Raw genomic sequence first — 15,781 nt, forward strand, 5'->3', positions numbered from 1 at the left:
ATTATTCAGTTTGTTAATTCTCAAATAATGATACTTGTCGAAATAGAAAATGTCCACACTTCTTTATAAACAGAATTTGGTGCATGAACAAGAAAAAACCTGAAAATACCATTAAAAAAGGTATTTTCAGGAGTTCATTAAAATTCACTTTCGAAATCATCGTGCCAACGATAGTTGAAAAATCGTTCGTACGTCAACCAGTTCTCAGCTTCAGGTTCTCCCTCAGCCAAGCGTTTCTCCATTTCAGCTAACATCCATGCCGTTTGTGAAATATGTGCACGCATAGCCCCTAACTTTTGCTCACGTGTGTCCCTAATATCATGAATGACATCAGGTTCTCCTAATTCATCCTTCGTATTGTTAGCAAAAGCGACTGCATATAATTTTGGACGATCCGCTTCTTTTATTCGACGTACAGCACGAACAACAGCACGAGCAGTTGCCTCGTGATCTGGGTGAACTGCGTAATTCGGATAGAACGTAATGATTAAAGAAGGGTTCGTTTCGTCTATTAGCTTTGTCATCATTTGAACCATTTCCTCGTCATCTTCAAACTCAACGGTTTTATCTCGTAATCCCATCATACGTAAATCGGTTAAACCCATTGCTTTTGCTGCGTCTACTAATTCTTGTTTTCTGATATGGGGAAGTGATTCTCTTGTAGCAAATGGCGGATTTCCTAGATTACGGCCCATTTCTCCAAGCGTTAGGCACGCATACGTGACGGGAATGCCTTGCTGTATATAATTAGCGATTGTCCCTGATACACCAAATGCTTCATCATCCGGGTGGGGGAAAACAACTAAAACATGTCTTTCGTGTGGAAGTGTCATTTTGGTTCCTCCTTCTTAATACGTAAATGGGGTTTCGCTAATTTGAAGAGCTACTGCTAATTTACCTGTAGAGTCATGACCAGCCATTAATAATCGACCATGCTCATCCAATTCGTAGTGAGTAATTCCTTGAGCGTACACCCATCCGTGAGGTAATTTAAGTCCCACTCGATGTGGATTGTCTCCAACAACTTTTCCTAATTCATAACGAACGACAATATTGCGAATAAAAGCACCTGCATTAAAAACGGTTTCGTCAAAATGTGACGCATAAGCACCATTTGTCGTTTCAAGGTGTATATAGACATCTTTATTAGCAAAGGAATTCAACAATTCCTGCAACTTTTCGACTTGTACAATTTCCATTAATAAATTCCTCCTACTCACTTTCAAAGTCCTAACACTAAGTATAGTAAATTCGAATGATGAAAGCGATTAGCTTGCTTGAGAAAATCAATCGGGAAATTTTTCGTAACTCGAAATGGAAATATGATATTATCGAACTATCAGATTTTTTTGAATTGATTAGTAGATACAGATTCAAAGGAACTTCAGGAGGATACATAGATGAAAGGTTTTCTAAAATGGGTCATTCAATTCATCGTTGCGCTCATCAGTATTTTACTGATTAGTGGGGCTCAATTATTAATTGCGGGCTTTCAAAAAGGAGAGTTTCTTTGGAGGGAGTATGTAGAAGCATTAAAATTTCATGTCGTTACAATTATGAATATCCGTGAACTATCGATCGAATATTCAACTGGAAGAGTTTTTAAGGAAGTTGCTGTCTTTCCAAAAATTATTGAATACATGACGTATTCGCTTCAACTCTTATTTTTGGCACTCGGAGCGGCGATCCTTATCGCTATACTCGGAACATTTATTACGATGATGTTTAAAGAAAGAGCGAGATCTCGAGTGAAACTGATATTTTATTTTTTAGAGTCGTTACCGGATATTTTGATTATCACATTGGCTCAATTAATGGTCGTCATCATTTTCCAAAAGACCGGATTTCTTGTTTCTAAAATTGCCGTGATGGGTGACGAAAGAATCTATTGGCTTCCCGTTTTATGTCTAATGATTTTACCGATGATTCAACTGTATCGGTTAAGCATGATAACTTTCGAGTCCGAAGAAAGGCAGTCATATGTTGAACTTGCTAAGTCATTAGGATTTAGTAAATCATTTATCCTATTCATGCACATTTTCCGAAATGCGATTATCAGTGTCTTTTTCCAGTCAAAAAAGACGATGTGGTTCATGTTATCCAATCTCTTTATTCTCGAATTAATGTTTAATATTCCAGGAATTATGTTATTTATGTATGACAATATAAGCGGAGTTCTTTTCCTTATTACTGTATTGAGTTTCTTTGTACCGATTTTCATTTTATACAGTATTGGTGAATGGTATTTCATCCGCCGACTTAGAAGAGGGGAGGCGGTATAATGAAGTCAGTTTGGAGACAGCCTTTATTTATCCTTGGATTTGGCATCATCTCGTTCTTTTTAGTAGGTAGTTTTCTATTTGAATGGATTTTCGGATCCATTCCTAAACAAACCTTTTTTATCGAAGAAAATGGTCGTGCAGTAGAAGGACCACCGATTTCACCATATTGGAAGCATCCACTTGGCACTGACGAATTTGGCTATGACATGTTCGCGAAAATTATGATAGGTGCAAAGTATACAATTCTTGGTGCAATGGCCGTGGCCGCTTTACGGATGTTCATTGCCGTTCCGCTTGGTTATGTGATTGGAACGTATTTACAGCGTCAACGCTCTTGGATTAACGGAATCATTGATCCGATTCACTATGTTCCTATGACGATTTTTGCTGTCCTATTACTATCACCTGTTCTTTGGATGCCTATGGAGGGGTTTACTACTACTGTCTTTGAACGTGTAGTAATCCAAGTGGTCATCATGGCAGTAATTACTGTGCCAATTGTCGCTTCGTTGATTGGGAATGAAGCCAACTTGTTGTATCAACAAGAATATATATTAGCAGCAAGAACGTTAGGAGCGAGTCGTCGAAGAATCATTATTCGCCACTTGGTACCTCAAATGCGAGAAAAAATGGCTGTTCTATATGGCCAACAAGTAGTGGAGTCGCTCATTGTTTTTGCCCATTTAGGATTACTCAAGTTATTTTTAGGAGGAACATTGGTAAGTTATGATCCAATGTTCGCTGATCCGCCCAAGTCAATTGCTTATGAATGGGCAGGGCTTTTTGGAAATTCATTCCGCTATTTGCAAGGAGCCCCCTGGCTTCCATTATCACCTGCGATTAGTTTTGCGCTCGTCATACTCGCAATTGCTGCAATGATTGAAGGGTATACGAGAGCAACGAATGGTCAAGTCAACATTAAGCGACGGAAAAAAATGAAGTACGTTTCAGAAGAAGTGGTCGAGTGGAACCAACAACAATTAAAAGAAAAATTAGTATTGCTTCAGTCCAATAAAAACAAATAGAGTAGGTAAAAAGGAAACCAAATTTTGGTTTCCTTTTTTGACGCGCGAAAAGGCGTAACGCCATAAAAATGATCTTGTGCGCCAATTAATTAATCCTTGAGCTAAATTATGATTGCGAAACGACTTATTCCAAGCTTCCAACGCCATAATATTCGAGTGAAACGCCATAAAAAAACACACCATCATTTTGGATGGTGTGTCTCATTCATTCTTCTATATTTCAGATGTTGTGATGTCAGGTGCACCAAAACGATTTTTCGCTCCGTGCATAACTGGTCCAACATATTCGTTTAATTTCCAACCGTTTGCAATTGCAGCTGAAACGAATTTTTTCGCTTCTAATACGGATTCGTCTACCGCTAGTCCATTTGCTAGGTTCGCTGTAATAGCTGCAGCAAATGTACAACCCGCTCCATGGTTATAAGAAGTGTCCGTCTTTTCCGATTCTAACAATGTGAATGTTGATCCGTTATAGAATAAGTCAACGGCTTTCTCATGCTTCAGTTGTTTGCCGCCTTTAATGACCACGTTTTTAGCACCAGCCGCATGTATTTTTTCAGCAGCACGCTTCATGTCATCAATTGTAGTTAAATTTCCTAGTCCAGAAAGTTGACCCGCTTCAAATAAGTTCGGAGTAACAACTAATGCTCTAGGTAAAAGAGTTTGAACCATCGCTTCTACGTTTTCAGGGAATAACGCTTCGTCTTCACCTTTACATACAAGAACCGGATCGATGACAACTTTTTCTAAACCTGAACGATCGATGGCGTCTGCTGCTGCTTTAATAATCTCTACAGTAGGAAGCATACCCGTTTTAATTGCATCCACATTCGTAGATAACGCAGTCTTCAATTGAGCTTGTAAAGTTTCAACTGGAATAGGGTGAATACCATGACTCCAGCCTTTATCAGGATCCATTGTAACGATAACTGTAAGAGCATTCATACCGTATGTGCCATGCTCTTGGAATGTTTTTAAATCAGCTTGTATACCTGCGCCACCAGATGTATCAGACCCGGCGATTGTCAGTGTTTTTTTCAAAGTCATTTTAGTCCCTCTTTTCATGTTAGTTCTAGTTCTATACTATCAAAAGTAGGCAGAATTTCAATTAAGGTAGCTTTTCCGCTTTTATTAATTTAAATACCATAAATCCGATTCCAACGACCATTACGATGGAAACTGTACCGAACATCCATTGTCCTTGTGTGAATAATCCATAAGCAAAGAATGCTAAAAATAAACTCATCAATATCATGCCTAGCGTGAAACACCCAAATCCAAGTGATTTTGCTCGCTCTGGAACTCGGCTTTCTTCTTTTGTCGATTGTTGCACATTCCTTACTTTCTCACGCCACTGATAATCCGACACGATTCTTCACCTCTTTTTGTATCCTATCACGCACGTCTGAGTTGTTCAATTTGAAACTTTCTATTATGGTAAACGTACTAGATTCATAGCGAATATAAGAGAATGGGGGAGAATCATGTCTAAAGAAAAGCGAATCGAAGAAATTGAATTCCTTCTTAAAGAACTGAAAGCCCAGGATGAAACTGCAGTGACCATCGACAGTGTAAGACCCCAGTCTTCGGGGTTTTGGAAAGTTGGCTCATTGTTATTGTCGATTTGGACACGCAAGTTTTTGTGGATCGCTGCGATTTTACTGGCTTTAATCGTTAGTATTCCCTTTATAACGATGTGGATGTTAAAAGGCAGTACATTTACGGAAAATAAAGGCGCATTCCTTGAACAAATACAATCATTAAATGAGCTTGCGACAGCTGAAGCTTTTACAAAAGTAATCGTTGAACGACAAGATAATCAGTTGTTTGGACAAGAAATTGGAATTGACTTGCCTGGTACAAAACGTCAATTGCTGGTTGTGATTCCTGGGTCAATAAAAGCTGGGATCGACTTCTCACAAGTAGAAGCGAATGACGTGACATTAAATGAGGAAGCAAAGACAGCTACCATTGTTCTACCGAAAGCTGAATTCCTTGGAGGACCTGAGATTTTATTTGACCAAGTGGAAGTCTTTTCATACGAAGGGGCGTTGCGACAAAAAGCAAATATCGAAGAAGCTTACGAGTTAGCTAAAGAAGCAGAAAAACTTATGATAGAAGAAACGTCTGCACAGGGAGTGTTGGAACTTGCAGAAGAAAATGCCGCAAGATCTGTAACGGATATGTTTTCATTAGTGGATTATCAAGTAACGGTAGAGTTTGAGGAGTGAACATCTTGTCTAAATTGATCTTTCAAAATGATTGGCAAAAAGTACTCGCTGATGAATTTGAAAAACCTTATTATCTAAATCTGCGGGAACACTTAAAAGACGAATATGAAAACGAAACTGTTTTTCCTGACATGGATCATATATGGAATGCCTTTCATCAAACGTCCTTTCAAGATGTAAAAGTTGTCATTTTGGGACAAGATCCTTATCACGGTGAGGGTCAAGCGCATGGGCTAAGTTTCTCCGTACAAAATGGAGTGAAGCATCCACAAAGTTTACGAAACATCTTGAAAGAATTACATGATGACTTGGGATGTGAGATCCCGCAACACGGCAATCTGACAAAGTGGGCAAATCAAGGGGTTTTATTATTAAACACGGTCTTAACCGTCCGACAAGGACAAGCCCATTCGCATAAAGGAATCGGTTGGGAGACGTTCACGGATACAGTGATTCAAAGGTTATCTGATCGAGAGATCCCGGTGATTTTTGTGTTATGGGGAAGACCTGCTCAGAAAAAACGAGAACTTATTGATAGCTCTCGACATGTCATTATCGAAAACGTTCACCCTAGTCCATTAAGTGCACATCGAGGATTTTTTGGAAGCAAACCTTTTTCGGCAATAAATGAGCATTTAGTAAACTCAGGTTTAACCCCAATCGACTTTTGCTTAAATGAAAATTCGTGGTAAAGTGGTAAGAGAAAAAGGAGTGTGAGTTCACTTTGAGCGTGAATTGTTTTCAATGTCGCCATTTTTACGTCACGTGGGACACACGCCATCCTAGAGGTTGTCGCGCTTATCAATTTAAAACAAAAGAATTGCCGTCAATCGTTGTGAAGCGATCTTCTGGCATGGAATGTATGAATTTTCAACCGAAACCAAGGGAGGCAGGTAAGTCATGATCCCACTTAGCCGAATTATTTCCGAAATAGAAAAGCATGCTTCGTCAGCCAATAATCAAGACGACTCTGTTGCCCGGGAGGCGTTAGTAGCCATTCGAGCGTTATGTGATGTTGCATTAAGTGAAAGTCCTAAAGTAGTTCAATACCAATCGACTCGTCAAATAGAAGTGCCTATGATTCGTCAAACTGAATCCCCTTCACTTAGATCTGCGGAACCGTTAAAAGAAGACGGTGCAAACGGTGATTCGTTATTTGATTTTTAGTTGAAAGAAAGAAAGGAATGTAGTCATGCCATTTTTCATTATTGCTGGTGCTATAAACGCTTTTTTAGCAGTAGCGTTTGGAGCTTTTGGAGCTCATGCGTTAAAAGAAAAACTATCCGAGAAGTACTTAGCCATTTGGGAGACAGCTGTTCAATATCAAATGTATCATGCGATTGGATTAATCGTTATTGGGATTCTAATGAGCCCAAGCATTATCGGCCACGTATCACAACTTAGCTGGGCAGGATATTTAATGCTTGCTGGAATTGTGATTTTCTCTGGCTCATTATATGTTTTGAGTTTAAGTGGAATCGGCATTTTAGGAGCGATTACGCCAATCGGTGGCGTAGCGTTACTGATAGCGTGGGTTTTAGTTATTGTTGCTGTTGTTAAACATATGGGTTAATAAGGGGATGTTCTCATTTAGAGAGCATCTTTTTTTAATACCGCAAATTAAAGTAAAGCAAAAAGGAGAGATTGCGTTCGAAAATTGAACGGAATCTCTCCTTTATTAATTGGGTGCATTTACGCCACTCTTAAAACTAAGATTTTCTGCAGACACGTAAGGGTTTGACTTGAATTATAAGTAATTAATTTCTTCGTCGAATGTAACGTAATCTAAGTAAATCATCAGCATTAAGTATCGTTTGCCTGTTTTCGGATCGCTGACAATAACATGATCACGACCAGCAGCTTCGATAATGCCCGTAATAACTTTTGCATTCCACTCACGGTTATTTTCAAAAGTGAAATATAAGGTCGCTAGCTTACCTTTATTCAGTCGAAGAATGTTCTCAATGTAAGATTCTTCCGCGGCAGCTTGTGGTGGTCTTCCTCCTGCAGGGATTTGTGGTGGGGTTTGCTGCATTTGTTGAGCATACGCCGGGTTCCAATAATATTGTACCAAGTGATCATCCTTTCAAATTTAAATTCTCGGGCAATCTTGCGCTGTTGGTGAATAGAAACAGTGTGCCTTAAAACGCCCAACGTTCCATTGGTTATACCATTGTGGGGGACATTCGCCAGGGGGTTCAAAAAACCATAAAGATCGGGTACCAGGGTGGAAACGTTCACCAGCTACAACCCTGCGTGCCAATGCTATATCAGCTTCCCGTGCACGTTGATAGAAGTAGGGTTTTGTTGTGGCTTCAAAACCACCTGGACTTTGAAACACCATATCTTGAATGTCTCGTATCGCTTTAAAGTCCAAACAGTCAGATCGTACACGATTGACACCCACATTTCCGACTAACAACATGCCTAACTTTCCATCACCTTCCGCTTCAGCTCTCATTAGGCGGGCAAGTGTTTGAATGTCTTTTTCAGTTGCGCGAACAACCGCCACAGCACAACCTCCTCCATTTCAACATATGAATTACATTTAAAAATAGAACAAAAAAAGACTACGCATGCGATGCGTAGCCCACTAGTTTATACATTTAAAAATTCAGTTGTTTTATTCGAATCTAACAACGTTCCAACGAAAAATGAACCGAACTCAGCAAAGCGAGCACTTACTTCATCAAAACGCATTTCGTAAATCAATTTTTTAAATTGAAGTACATCATCTGCGAATAAAGTAACGCCCCACTCAAAGTCATCAAATCCAATTGAACCACTGATTACTTGTTTTACTTTACCTGCATAACCGCGACCAATCATACCATGGCTGCGCATCATTGACTTACGATCTTCCATTGCAAGCATGTACCAGTTATCATCTCCGTCACGACGCTTGTCCATTGGGTAGAAGCATACATACTGCGTACGAGGAAGTTCAGGGTACAAACGTGAGCGAACATGAGGATTCTGATAAGGATCTTCATTTGATTCGCCAGCTAAGTAATTGGAAAGCTCAACAACTGACACATAAGAATAAGCAGGAATTGTATATTCTGCAATCGCCAACTTGTTGAATTTCGCTTCATGCTGCTGCAACTCATCCATAGTTTCACGTAAAGTCATCAACATGAAATCAGCTTTTTGACCAACGATTGAGTAAAAAGCATGGCTTCCTGTTTTTGCTTCATGCACGACATTTAATTCTTCAATAAATCCTAAAAACTCATTTATTGCGGCTGTACGTTCTTCAGTCGATATTTGCTTCCAAGACGTCCAATCCATTGTACGGAAATCATGTAACGCGTACCAACCATCTAAAGTTTGTGCTGCTTCATTCATGTATGGGACACTCCTTCTCAATAAAAAATCTCAAGACAAGTGTAGCATAAAACCCTCTGGGATTCCTACAATGTCACCATTCAGACATGACGAAGTATGACAAATTCGTGTATGCTTAAAGAAAAGCGGAACAGGCCATTCTAGACCGACTCCGATACTGGAACCGCTGAATCGAAAACCAGTTTTCGCATGAAGTGGTGAAGCAGAGGTGCGGTCTGGCCTGTGGAGCTAGACAATCAGAAAAGCGAAAAGCGCCGTTTTAGCCTGACACTTGCGCTGGAAGGTCCGATGCGAAAGCCTGCTTTCGAACGAGACCTCGCAATTAGACAATACTAATCCATAGCTAGTAATGAATATAAAAAAACCTAAAGATACTTCTTGAAAGGACAGATGCCACATGACAAACTTTATGGATGAAATTAAACAAGCCATTTCCAATAAAAAAGTGAAAATCGTTTTACCGGAAGGAACAGACGAGCGTGTATTAAAAGCAGCAAGTACGTTGCAGGAAGAAGGCATCGTCACACCGATCTTAATTGGAGCAAAAGAACTTGTGGAAGTTGCTGCGAATCAAGCAGGTATAAATTTGGACGGTATTGAAATTGTTGACCCCGTCCAGTATGAGCAACTTGAAGAGTTAATAGAGAAATTCGTTGAGCGTCGAAACGGCAAGGCGACTCATGCTCAGGCGAGAATTCAGCTAAAAGATGTGAATACGTTCGGTACAATGTTAGTTTACACGGGATATGCTGACGGATTAGTTAGTGGGGCTGCTCATACAACAGCTGAAACCGTTCGACCGGCTTTACAAATTATTAAAACAAAACCAGGTGTCTCTAAAACGAGTGGTGCATTCATCATGGTTCGAGGAGAAGAGAGATTGGTATTCGCGGATTGTGCCATTACCATCGCACCTACGAGTGAAGACTTAGCTGAAATTGCGGTAGAAAGTGCGAAGACAGCAAAAGCATTTGGATTGGAACCAAAAGTAGCGATGCTATCGTTTTCAACGAAAGGTTCAGCTGTTTCTGCTGAAACGAAAAAGGTAGAAGAGGCAACTAAACTCGCACAAGAGAAATCACCAGGATTGCAGATCGACGGTGAATTCCAATTTGACGCTGCATATGTGCCTGAAATTGCCGGAAAAAAAGCACCAGGTTCTCCAATCCAAGGTGACGCCAATGTATTTGTATTTCCATCCCTAGAAGCAGGGAATATCGGATACAAATTAACTGAACGATTAGGCGGGTTTGAAGCGCTTGGTCCGATATTACAAGGCTTAAATATGCCAGTTAATGATTTATCAAGAGGTTGTTCTGCAGATGACGTATATAAACTCGTCCTTATGACAGCAGCCCAAAGCATGATGTCAGGAGAGTAAATATGTCAGCGTTTGAGGATTTATTTGTTAATAAAGAATGGCGTTTTTGGGATCAATCGATGAGTGGTCAATCGAGCTCTGCACTTGAATCGTTTGCGGCTGACGACATGTTGTGTGAACTGGTTGGGAAGAGTGAATCTTTGCCAACCATTCGGACATGGGTACACGACCAAACCGTAGTATTAGGAATTCAAGATCATCGTCTACCTCATATTGCAGAAGGTCGGGAAGTATTAGAACAACAAGGATACCAATCCATTGTTCGAAATTCAGGTGGACTAGCGGTTGTTTTAGATAAAGGTGTGTTAAATGTTTCGATTGTTCTATCTGAAAAGGATAAAGCATTAGATATCGGAGCAGGTTACGATATTATGGTCGAATTTATTCAACATATTTTTCCTGATTATGCCGAAAGAATAGAAGCTTATGAAATTGTCGGTTCGTATTGTCCAGGTTCCTATGATTTAAGTATTGATGGAAAGAAATTTGCTGGCATTTCACAAAGACGTTTACGATCTGGAATCGCCGTTCAAATCTATTTATGTATAGAAGGAAGCGGGTCTGAAAGGGCTAATTTGATAAAAGATTTTTATGCTGCAGGACTGCAAGGAGAGCCAACAAAATTTATATATCCTCAAATTGTTCCAGAAGTGATGGCGTCTCTCAGCGAAATTACAGGTGAAGAGATTACGGTTCAAGATACAGTGATCCATATTCAACGTTTTATGAACCATGTCATGCACAATGTTCATATGCAATCCATCCAACCGAGCGAAACGGATTTGTATCTTTATTACTTAACCCGAGTGGTTGAGCGAAATCAAAAAATGTTGAGTAAAATAGGATGATCCTATTAATTTAGTAGAAATATCCCTATACCTACCTTTAATTAATTAAAAGAAAAACCGCCAATCAATTGACTGGCGGTTCTTTTACGACTAAATTTCCGTTCTTCTCCATTTGAAAAACAGGTGAAACATTTTCACCATCATCATTTAACGTCACTAATCGTCTTGCGCGATTCATGATATGAACAAATTGCTCATAGTCTTCTCGAATTGTTGCATTTTCTTTTTCTAATCGATCAACTTCACGTTCTAGCTGACTCACTTTTTCTTGTGAATGAGCAAGTAGAGCTCGCCATCTAAACGATTCTCCTTCACCCGTTCCATTTTGTTGCAAGCGAAGTAAATAAGCAATGACGACATCTAGCGATAGAGCGGAAAGTGGAATTTGAACACGTTCTTCTTGTGATTCGGGTTCACGACCTACCAGAAAAAGAGATTGACCGCGACGTCGATATTCTTTTCCAAGTACACGCATTTTTTGCTTTCTGTCTTTTTTCGCTTCTTTTAAGTCTTTCTCGTATTCTCTTCTTACAACCGCATTCCAGCGAAATCCGCAAGCAGCAGCTGTTCGATTTAAAGCATCTCCAGCTTCTTCAAACGCATTCAACTGTGTACTGCCTTCGCGCACGTGGCGTAAGACAGTTTCTGCTAATAACTCATCGTTTTCATCCAGCCATGCATCTTGCCGCATTTTAACCATACTTTTCCCTCCTGAATAGTTCATAGTTTCGATGTTCTACTCCAAGCTTGTACAAGATTCACAGTATTTATTCACGTCAACCATTTGATAGGCTTGAATAATAAACAAAACTTACGGTACAATGACGAATAGAATTCGTAGACAAAAAGATGTGTAGAAGGGGTTGTAGACAAATGGCAAATGAATTTCGAGTTTGCGATGATTGTCAGGCCGTCCATTTAAAAACATTGATTCCAAAGTTAAATGAAATCGACCCGAACGCAACGATTGATATCGCATGTCAGTCTTACTGCGGTCCTGGCCGCAAAAAAACATTCGCCTTTGTGAACAATCGCCCAGTGGCAGCGCTGACTGAAGAAGAGCTAATGGAAAAAGTCCGTACTAAACTAAAAATAACAATCTAACACCGCCAAATTTGGTGGTGTTTCTTTTTTTGAATGAAGATTGGGAGTCTCAGTTAGAATTTTGGTGAACTCAATTAGAAAAATAGCGATCTCAGTTAGAATAATCGCAGTCTCAGTTGTAATTGTCTTATGAAGGCTAGCCAAATATAAAGAAAATAAAACAGAAAACGGCTGCTTCGCGCAGCATGCAGCCCAAACTAAGCTTTTCTTAACATGAATTGCCCCACACGCTAACGCTTAGTGGGTGTTGCTGTTTGGCGTCACTATGGCTAAGTTAGAGTTTTGGGTATCTCAGTTAGAAAAATAGCGATTTCAGTTAGAATAATCGCAGTCTCAGTTGTATTTGTTATATAAACTATTTTTTCCATTTTCATTCATGGATAGTGTGGTCATTCAGACTTTACTTGTTATAATAAAATCAAGAAAAAAGTTGCCAGAGAAGAGGGATTCTTATGAGTTATGCAACGCAGAAAATGGCTGAAGAAAAAGTCTTTAAAGATCCCGTTCACCGATACATACATATACGTGATCAAGTCATTTGGGACTTAATCGGCACAAAAGAATTTCAACGATTGCGCCGCATTAAGCAATTAGGAACAACCTATTTAGTTTTTCATGGGGCGGAACATAGTCGTTTCCATCATTCCTTAGGGGTTTATGAAATCGTTAGACGAATTGTTGATGACATTTTTCAAGGACGTCCGGAATGGGACGAGTCTGAACGATTGGTTGTGCTTTGTGCAGCCTTGCTACACGATTTAGGTCATGGTCCATTTTCTCATGCATTTGAAAATGTGTTTGACCTTGATCATGAAAAATTTACACAAGAAATTTTAACTGGACCAACGGAAATTAATGCCATCTTAAGCAAAGTTTCTCCTCAATTCCCTCAAGACGTGTCGGATGTTGTAGCGAAAACTTATGCCAATAAACAAGCGGTTAGTCTCATATCAAGTCAAATTGATGCAGACCGAATGGATTATCTCCTGCGAGATGCGTATTTTACGGGTGTAAGTTATGGCCATTTTGACATGGAGAGAATTTTACGCGTTATGCGTCCGAGAGAAGAACAAGTTGTGATTAAATACAGTGGGATGCATGCTGTGGAAGACTATATTATGAGTCGCTACCAAATGTATTGGCAAGTGTATTTTCATCCCGTATCACGTAGTGCAGAAGTGATTTTAACAAAAGCACTGCATCGAGCAAAAGAATTAAGTCAAACTGATTATCAATTTAGTTTTGAACCTCATCACTTTAAAAGCTTTTTTAATCACAGCTTCAATTTAGAAGAATATTTAGCTCTAGATGAAGGAATTGTGATGACCTATTTCCAAGCTTGGATGAAAGAAGAAGATGAAATCTTAGCCGATTTATGTGATCGCTTTGTTAATCGAAAGCTTTTCCAATACATCGAATTTGATCCTGCAAAAGATTATCGGAAGTTGTCTGAGCTTGAACAGCTATTCAAAAAGGCAGGAATTAATCCTGACTATTACTTAGTGTTTGATTCTTCTTCGGATTTACCATATGACTTTTACAGACCTGGTGAAGAAGGAGAACGAGTACCAATTCATTTGTTAATGCCGAATGATGAGCTCCGTGAATTGTCCAGATCCTCTGAAATTGTAGAAGCGATTTCAGGAAAACGCCGTTCGGATCACAAGCTTTATTTCCCGGAAGATTTAATTACACCAGATGGTAAAAAGAAAGCGTTGAAAAAACAAATATTACAAGTACTTAGAGGATAAGCTGGAGGTGCCTTTTTTGTTAGAAGAACATGCAAAACTCGTAGAATTCATCCATCTTGCTGGTGAAGTGAGCGGAAGAAAAAAACTTCAAAAAATGGTGTACATTGCGAAAAAAATGAAAATGCCTTTCCACGAAAAATATGAATTTCATATATACGGTCCCTATTCAGAGGAACTGACATTACGTGTTGAAGAATTATGTAGCATGGGTTTTTTAGCTGAGCAACTAGAAGACAAAGGTTCATATGTGAAATACACATACGCTTGTACGGATGAGGGGCAACAATTTTTAACATCGATGAATCGGAGTCATGCAAAATTATCAGTATGTGTCGACCATTTAAACGAGAAAAGCTCAAGGTTTCTAGAACTCGTATCGACACTGCTTTACTTCGATCACCTCTCACGTGAACAACAAATTGAGAAAATTCATGTCGTGAAAGGGAAACTCAATTTTTCTGAGGAAGAAATCACGCAAGCGTTCGCCTTTATTAGCGAATTAGAAACGTGTTTGAATTAATTAGAAATGACACGCATAGTCTTCAAATAGTAAGTCAAAGTTCATTGTTGAATCCTCCATCATTTCAAGATATGGAGCAAAAAAGCGAAGACTCCAGCGGGAATAGCGAAGTGCCGAAATCCACTCGGACGATTTGTCCGAGTTAGTTCGGCGCAAGCCCGCAGAAAGCGTAGCTGTTTTGCGGAATATCTTTAACAAAACTAATAAAAAAGGAACCGCAAAACGGTTCCTTTTACATGCTATTTATCACTGAATAACTTGCCTGCTACAGCGTAGTGATTCTTTGGCATATCTTCAATGAACACCACAACATTTTCAATAGGTGCATTCGTAGTTTCAGCAACAGCCGCAGATACTTTTTCAACAAGCGCTCTTTTTTGATCGTCAGTACGACCTTCTAACATTTTAACGGTTACATAAGGCATTGGAGGTCCTCCTCTTTCACAAAAGTTTGTATATTCGCTATAATAACAGAACGGAGGTGACATACGCATGACAAATGAAGAAAAGCCTAAACAAAAACTTGGATTCACCATCATAAAAAATGATCCTACCGACGGACATGGCGGTTTTGGAATTGGATCGCTTACACTTGAACATGTGTCACCTGTAATCATCGATGTCGAAGAAAAAACGGCAAAAGTTGAAATAGGTGCGATGCATGCACGAAGTGATACGGAGCGTGGAATTAAATTCACCACCAATCGCGAAGATTCTGCAGGGGGCAAACTATTTTGGCTTGTCTGGGTAACCATTGACCATAAAGCTGAAGGACCTTACTATGCTGGAGTTACCGGTTGTGAAATGATTATTAACCGTGAAAAACGAAGAGGTTTTAAACTGTTAGCTGATCATGTGAATCGTATGGATAAATCGATGAAACGTCATATCATTGTTGAACATATGGACGATGACTCTAAAAAAATCTTGAAAGAGTTTCTTGTTTCACATAACCCTGAAATGTGGGAGAGAAGCGAAGAAAAACTTCACCAAGAATTAAATGTATAATAATCCCAAACAGTTGTACAAAATGTGACATTCTATACTTGATGGGATATATTGTTGAATCTCGTCACAAAAGCAAGTAAACTGAACGTATAGCTTATTTAATAGTGAGCTAGGACAATTGGAGACGCGTCTGTACATGAGAGTTGTGGGACATTTTTGACAAACCCAAGCCGAATGCCCCATGTTTCTCATGTCGCGCTAACCAAAAAAGCTTTCTGTTCCATTCGGAGACATCTCCGTGGAAGAGAAAGCTTTTTTGATTGTATAAAGATGTTTGACGAGT

The 15,781-nt window shown here is 39.4% G+C and carries 22 protein-coding genes; 13 read left to right on the top strand and 9 right to left on the bottom strand.

From position 1 onward, the window contains the following. Nucleotides 1-137: 137 nt before the first annotated feature. Nucleotides 138-833 carry a bacillithiol biosynthesis deacetylase BshB2 gene (bshB2, locus tag AC3EA5_RS11955; protein ID WP_488608550.1) on the bottom strand — a complete coding sequence of 232 codons (696 nt, stop codon included), beginning with the start codon at nt 831-833 and terminating at the stop codon, nt 138-140. Nucleotides 834-848: 15 nt separating this feature from the next. Next, on the bottom strand, nt 849-1,199 hold the full coding sequence (locus AC3EA5_RS11960; RefSeq protein ID WP_488608551.1) for a YojF family protein: 351 nt from the start codon (nt 1,197-1,199) through the stop codon (nt 849-851). A gap of 201 nt (nt 1,200-1,400) precedes the next feature. Between AC3EA5_RS11960 and AC3EA5_RS11965 the strand changes: the two genes are divergently transcribed. Both AC3EA5_RS11965 and AC3EA5_RS11970 read left to right on the top strand, forming a co-directional pair. After that, nucleotides 1,401-2,282: an ABC transporter permease subunit gene (locus tag AC3EA5_RS11965; RefSeq protein WP_488608552.1), complete on the top strand. Its 882-nt coding sequence runs from the start codon at nt 1,401-1,403 to the stop codon at nt 2,280-2,282. Beyond that, nucleotides 2,282-3,307, top strand: a complete 1,026-nt coding sequence (locus AC3EA5_RS11970; RefSeq protein WP_488608553.1) for an ABC transporter permease — start codon at nt 2,282-2,284, stop codon at nt 3,305-3,307. Before AC3EA5_RS11965 ends, AC3EA5_RS11970 begins: the two co-directional genes overlap by 1 nt. A gap of 213 nt (nt 3,308-3,520) precedes the next feature. Here the strand turns inward: AC3EA5_RS11970 and pdxK are convergent, their stop codons facing one another. Both pdxK and AC3EA5_RS11980 read right to left on the bottom strand, forming a co-directional pair. After that, nucleotides 3,521-4,354, bottom strand: a complete 834-nt coding sequence (pdxK, locus tag AC3EA5_RS11975) for a pyridoxine/pyridoxal/pyridoxamine kinase (protein ID WP_394191741.1) — start codon at nt 4,352-4,354, stop codon at nt 3,521-3,523. Between the two features lie 61 nt (nt 4,355-4,415). Beyond that, nucleotides 4,416-4,676 carry a hypothetical protein gene (locus AC3EA5_RS11980; protein WP_488608554.1) on the bottom strand — a complete coding sequence of 87 codons (261 nt, stop codon included), beginning with the start codon at nt 4,674-4,676 and terminating at the stop codon, nt 4,416-4,418. A 115-nt stretch (nt 4,677-4,791) separates the two neighbouring features. Between AC3EA5_RS11980 and AC3EA5_RS11985 the strand changes: the two genes are divergently transcribed. From AC3EA5_RS11985 to AC3EA5_RS12005, 5 genes are read left to right on the top strand one after another with little or no spacing between them, the layout of a single operon-like run. Continuing rightward, the gene (locus tag AC3EA5_RS11985) at nt 4,792-5,538 is read left to right on the top strand and encodes a DUF4230 domain-containing protein (protein WP_488608555.1); all 747 of its coding nucleotides are present in this window, start codon (nt 4,792-4,794) and stop codon (nt 5,536-5,538) included. Nucleotides 5,539-5,543: 5 nt separating this feature from the next. Beyond that, nucleotides 5,544-6,230: a uracil-DNA glycosylase gene (locus tag AC3EA5_RS11990; RefSeq protein WP_488608556.1), complete on the top strand. Its 687-nt coding sequence runs from the start codon at nt 5,544-5,546 to the stop codon at nt 6,228-6,230. 32 nt (nt 6,231-6,262) lie between these two features. After that, nucleotides 6,263-6,442: a uracil-DNA glycosylase gene (locus tag AC3EA5_RS11995; protein ID WP_394191749.1), complete on the top strand. Its 180-nt coding sequence runs from the start codon at nt 6,263-6,265 to the stop codon at nt 6,440-6,442. Next, on the top strand, nt 6,439-6,705 hold the full coding sequence (locus AC3EA5_RS12000) for a YwdI family protein (protein ID WP_488608557.1): 267 nt from the start codon (nt 6,439-6,441) through the stop codon (nt 6,703-6,705). The genes AC3EA5_RS11995 and AC3EA5_RS12000 overlap by 4 nt, the downstream gene beginning before the upstream one ends. A 25-nt stretch (nt 6,706-6,730) precedes the next feature. Beyond that, nucleotides 6,731-7,111: a DUF423 domain-containing protein gene (locus tag AC3EA5_RS12005; RefSeq protein WP_488608558.1), complete on the top strand. Its 381-nt coding sequence runs from the start codon at nt 6,731-6,733 to the stop codon at nt 7,109-7,111. A gap of 174 nt (nt 7,112-7,285) precedes the next feature. Here the strand turns inward: AC3EA5_RS12005 and gerQ are convergent, their stop codons facing one another. From gerQ to hemQ, 3 genes are all read right to left on the bottom strand, one after another. Continuing rightward, on the bottom strand, nt 7,286-7,612 hold the full coding sequence (gerQ, locus tag AC3EA5_RS12010; protein WP_488608559.1) for a spore coat protein GerQ: 327 nt from the start codon (nt 7,610-7,612) through the stop codon (nt 7,286-7,288). Between the two features lie 18 nt (nt 7,613-7,630). After that, a complete protein-coding gene (locus tag AC3EA5_RS12015; RefSeq protein ID WP_488608560.1) occupies nt 7,631-8,050 on the bottom strand; it encodes a cell wall hydrolase in 420 nt (139 codons plus the stop codon). Between the two features lie 86 nt (nt 8,051-8,136). Next, entirely contained in the window at nt 8,137-8,886 is a 750-nt protein-coding gene (hemQ, locus tag AC3EA5_RS12020) for a hydrogen peroxide-dependent heme synthase (RefSeq protein WP_488608561.1), read from the bottom strand. A 397-nt stretch (nt 8,887-9,283) separates the two neighbouring features. On the opposite strand from hemQ, the gene pta reads away from it, so the two are divergent. Continuing rightward, the gene (gene pta, locus AC3EA5_RS12025; RefSeq protein ID WP_488608562.1) at nt 9,284-10,267 is read left to right on the top strand and encodes a phosphate acetyltransferase; all 984 of its coding nucleotides are present in this window, start codon (nt 9,284-9,286) and stop codon (nt 10,265-10,267) included. A 2-nt stretch (nt 10,268-10,269) separates the two neighbouring features. After that, nucleotides 10,270-11,115 (top strand): octanoyl-[GcvH]:protein N-octanoyltransferase, encoded by an 846-nt coding sequence (gene lipL / locus AC3EA5_RS12030; protein ID WP_488608563.1) that lies wholly within the window; start codon nt 10,270-10,272, stop codon nt 11,113-11,115. Between the two features lie 64 nt (nt 11,116-11,179). Here the strand turns inward: lipL and AC3EA5_RS12035 are convergent, their stop codons facing one another. Next, nucleotides 11,180-11,815, bottom strand: coding sequence for an RsfA family transcriptional regulator (locus AC3EA5_RS12035; RefSeq protein WP_488608564.1), 636 nt, complete (start codon nt 11,813-11,815; stop codon nt 11,180-11,182). 173 nt (nt 11,816-11,988) lie between these two features. On the opposite strand from AC3EA5_RS12035, the gene AC3EA5_RS12040 reads away from it, so the two are divergent. The 3 genes from AC3EA5_RS12040 (at nt 11,989) to AC3EA5_RS12050 (ending at nt 14,490) form a co-directional block, all read left to right on the top strand. Then, nucleotides 11,989-12,219 (top strand): YuzB family protein, encoded by a 231-nt coding sequence (locus tag AC3EA5_RS12040; protein ID WP_394191766.1) that lies wholly within the window; start codon nt 11,989-11,991, stop codon nt 12,217-12,219. 452 nt (nt 12,220-12,671) lie between these two features. Continuing rightward, entirely contained in the window at nt 12,672-13,970 is a 1,299-nt protein-coding gene (locus AC3EA5_RS12045) for an HD domain-containing protein (protein ID WP_488608565.1), read from the top strand. A gap of 16 nt (nt 13,971-13,986) precedes the next feature. Next, the gene (locus tag AC3EA5_RS12050; protein ID WP_488608566.1) at nt 13,987-14,490 is read left to right on the top strand and encodes a YwgA family protein; all 504 of its coding nucleotides are present in this window, start codon (nt 13,987-13,989) and stop codon (nt 14,488-14,490) included. Nucleotides 14,491-14,729: 239 nt separating this feature from the next. Here AC3EA5_RS12050 and thmT read toward each other — a convergent pair whose 3' ends face one another. Then, nucleotides 14,730-14,915, bottom strand: a complete 186-nt coding sequence (gene thmT, locus AC3EA5_RS12055; protein WP_394191772.1) for a 2-hydroxymuconate tautomerase — start codon at nt 14,913-14,915, stop codon at nt 14,730-14,732. A gap of 67 nt (nt 14,916-14,982) precedes the next feature. On the opposite strand from thmT, the gene AC3EA5_RS12060 reads away from it, so the two are divergent. Beyond that, nucleotides 14,983-15,498: a YwhD family protein gene (locus tag AC3EA5_RS12060; protein ID WP_488608567.1), complete on the top strand. Its 516-nt coding sequence runs from the start codon at nt 14,983-14,985 to the stop codon at nt 15,496-15,498. Nucleotides 15,499-15,781 lie beyond the last annotated feature (283 nt).

The sequence above is a fragment of the Paenisporosarcina sp. genome (assembly GCF_057785155.1).

Excerpts from the sequence above, each read along its gene's own strand:
- hemQ (WP_488608561.1), bottom strand. The coding sequence starts at position 8,886 with ATGAATGAAGCAGCACAAACTTTAGATGGTTGGTACGCGTTACATGAT.
- AC3EA5_RS12005 (WP_488608558.1), top strand. The coding sequence starts at position 6,731 with ATGCCATTTTTCATTATTGCTGGTGCTATAAACGCTTTTTTAGCAGTA.
- AC3EA5_RS11960 (WP_488608551.1), bottom strand. The coding sequence starts at position 1,199 with ATGGAAATTGTACAAGTCGAAAAGTTGCAGGAATTGTTGAATTCCTTT.
- pdxK (WP_394191741.1), bottom strand. The coding sequence starts at position 4,354 with ATGACTTTGAAAAAAACACTGACAATCGCCGGGTCTGATACATCTGGT.
- lipL (WP_488608563.1), top strand. The coding sequence starts at position 10,270 with ATGTCAGCGTTTGAGGATTTATTTGTTAATAAAGAATGGCGTTTTTGG.
- AC3EA5_RS12035 (WP_488608564.1), bottom strand. The coding sequence starts at position 11,815 with ATGGTTAAAATGCGGCAAGATGCATGGCTGGATGAAAACGATGAGTTA.
- bshB2 (WP_488608550.1), bottom strand. The coding sequence starts at position 833 with ATGACACTTCCACACGAAAGACATGTTTTAGTTGTTTTCCCCCACCCG.
- thmT (WP_394191772.1), bottom strand. The coding sequence starts at position 14,915 with ATGCCTTATGTAACCGTTAAAATGTTAGAAGGTCGTACTGACGATCAA.
- AC3EA5_RS12000 (WP_488608557.1), top strand. The coding sequence starts at position 6,439 with ATGATCCCACTTAGCCGAATTATTTCCGAAATAGAAAAGCATGCTTCG.
- AC3EA5_RS12045 (WP_488608565.1), top strand. The coding sequence starts at position 12,672 with ATGAGTTATGCAACGCAGAAAATGGCTGAAGAAAAAGTCTTTAAAGAT.
- AC3EA5_RS12060 (WP_488608567.1), top strand. The coding sequence starts at position 14,983 with ATGACAAATGAAGAAAAGCCTAAACAAAAACTTGGATTCACCATCATA.
- pta (WP_488608562.1), top strand. The coding sequence starts at position 9,284 with ATGACAAACTTTATGGATGAAATTAAACAAGCCATTTCCAATAAAAAA.
- AC3EA5_RS11985 (WP_488608555.1), top strand. The coding sequence starts at position 4,792 with ATGTCTAAAGAAAAGCGAATCGAAGAAATTGAATTCCTTCTTAAAGAA.
- AC3EA5_RS11965 (WP_488608552.1), top strand. The coding sequence starts at position 1,401 with ATGAAAGGTTTTCTAAAATGGGTCATTCAATTCATCGTTGCGCTCATC.
- AC3EA5_RS11970 (WP_488608553.1), top strand. The coding sequence starts at position 2,282 with ATGAAGTCAGTTTGGAGACAGCCTTTATTTATCCTTGGATTTGGCATC.
- AC3EA5_RS12040 (WP_394191766.1), top strand. The coding sequence starts at position 11,989 with ATGGCAAATGAATTTCGAGTTTGCGATGATTGTCAGGCCGTCCATTTA.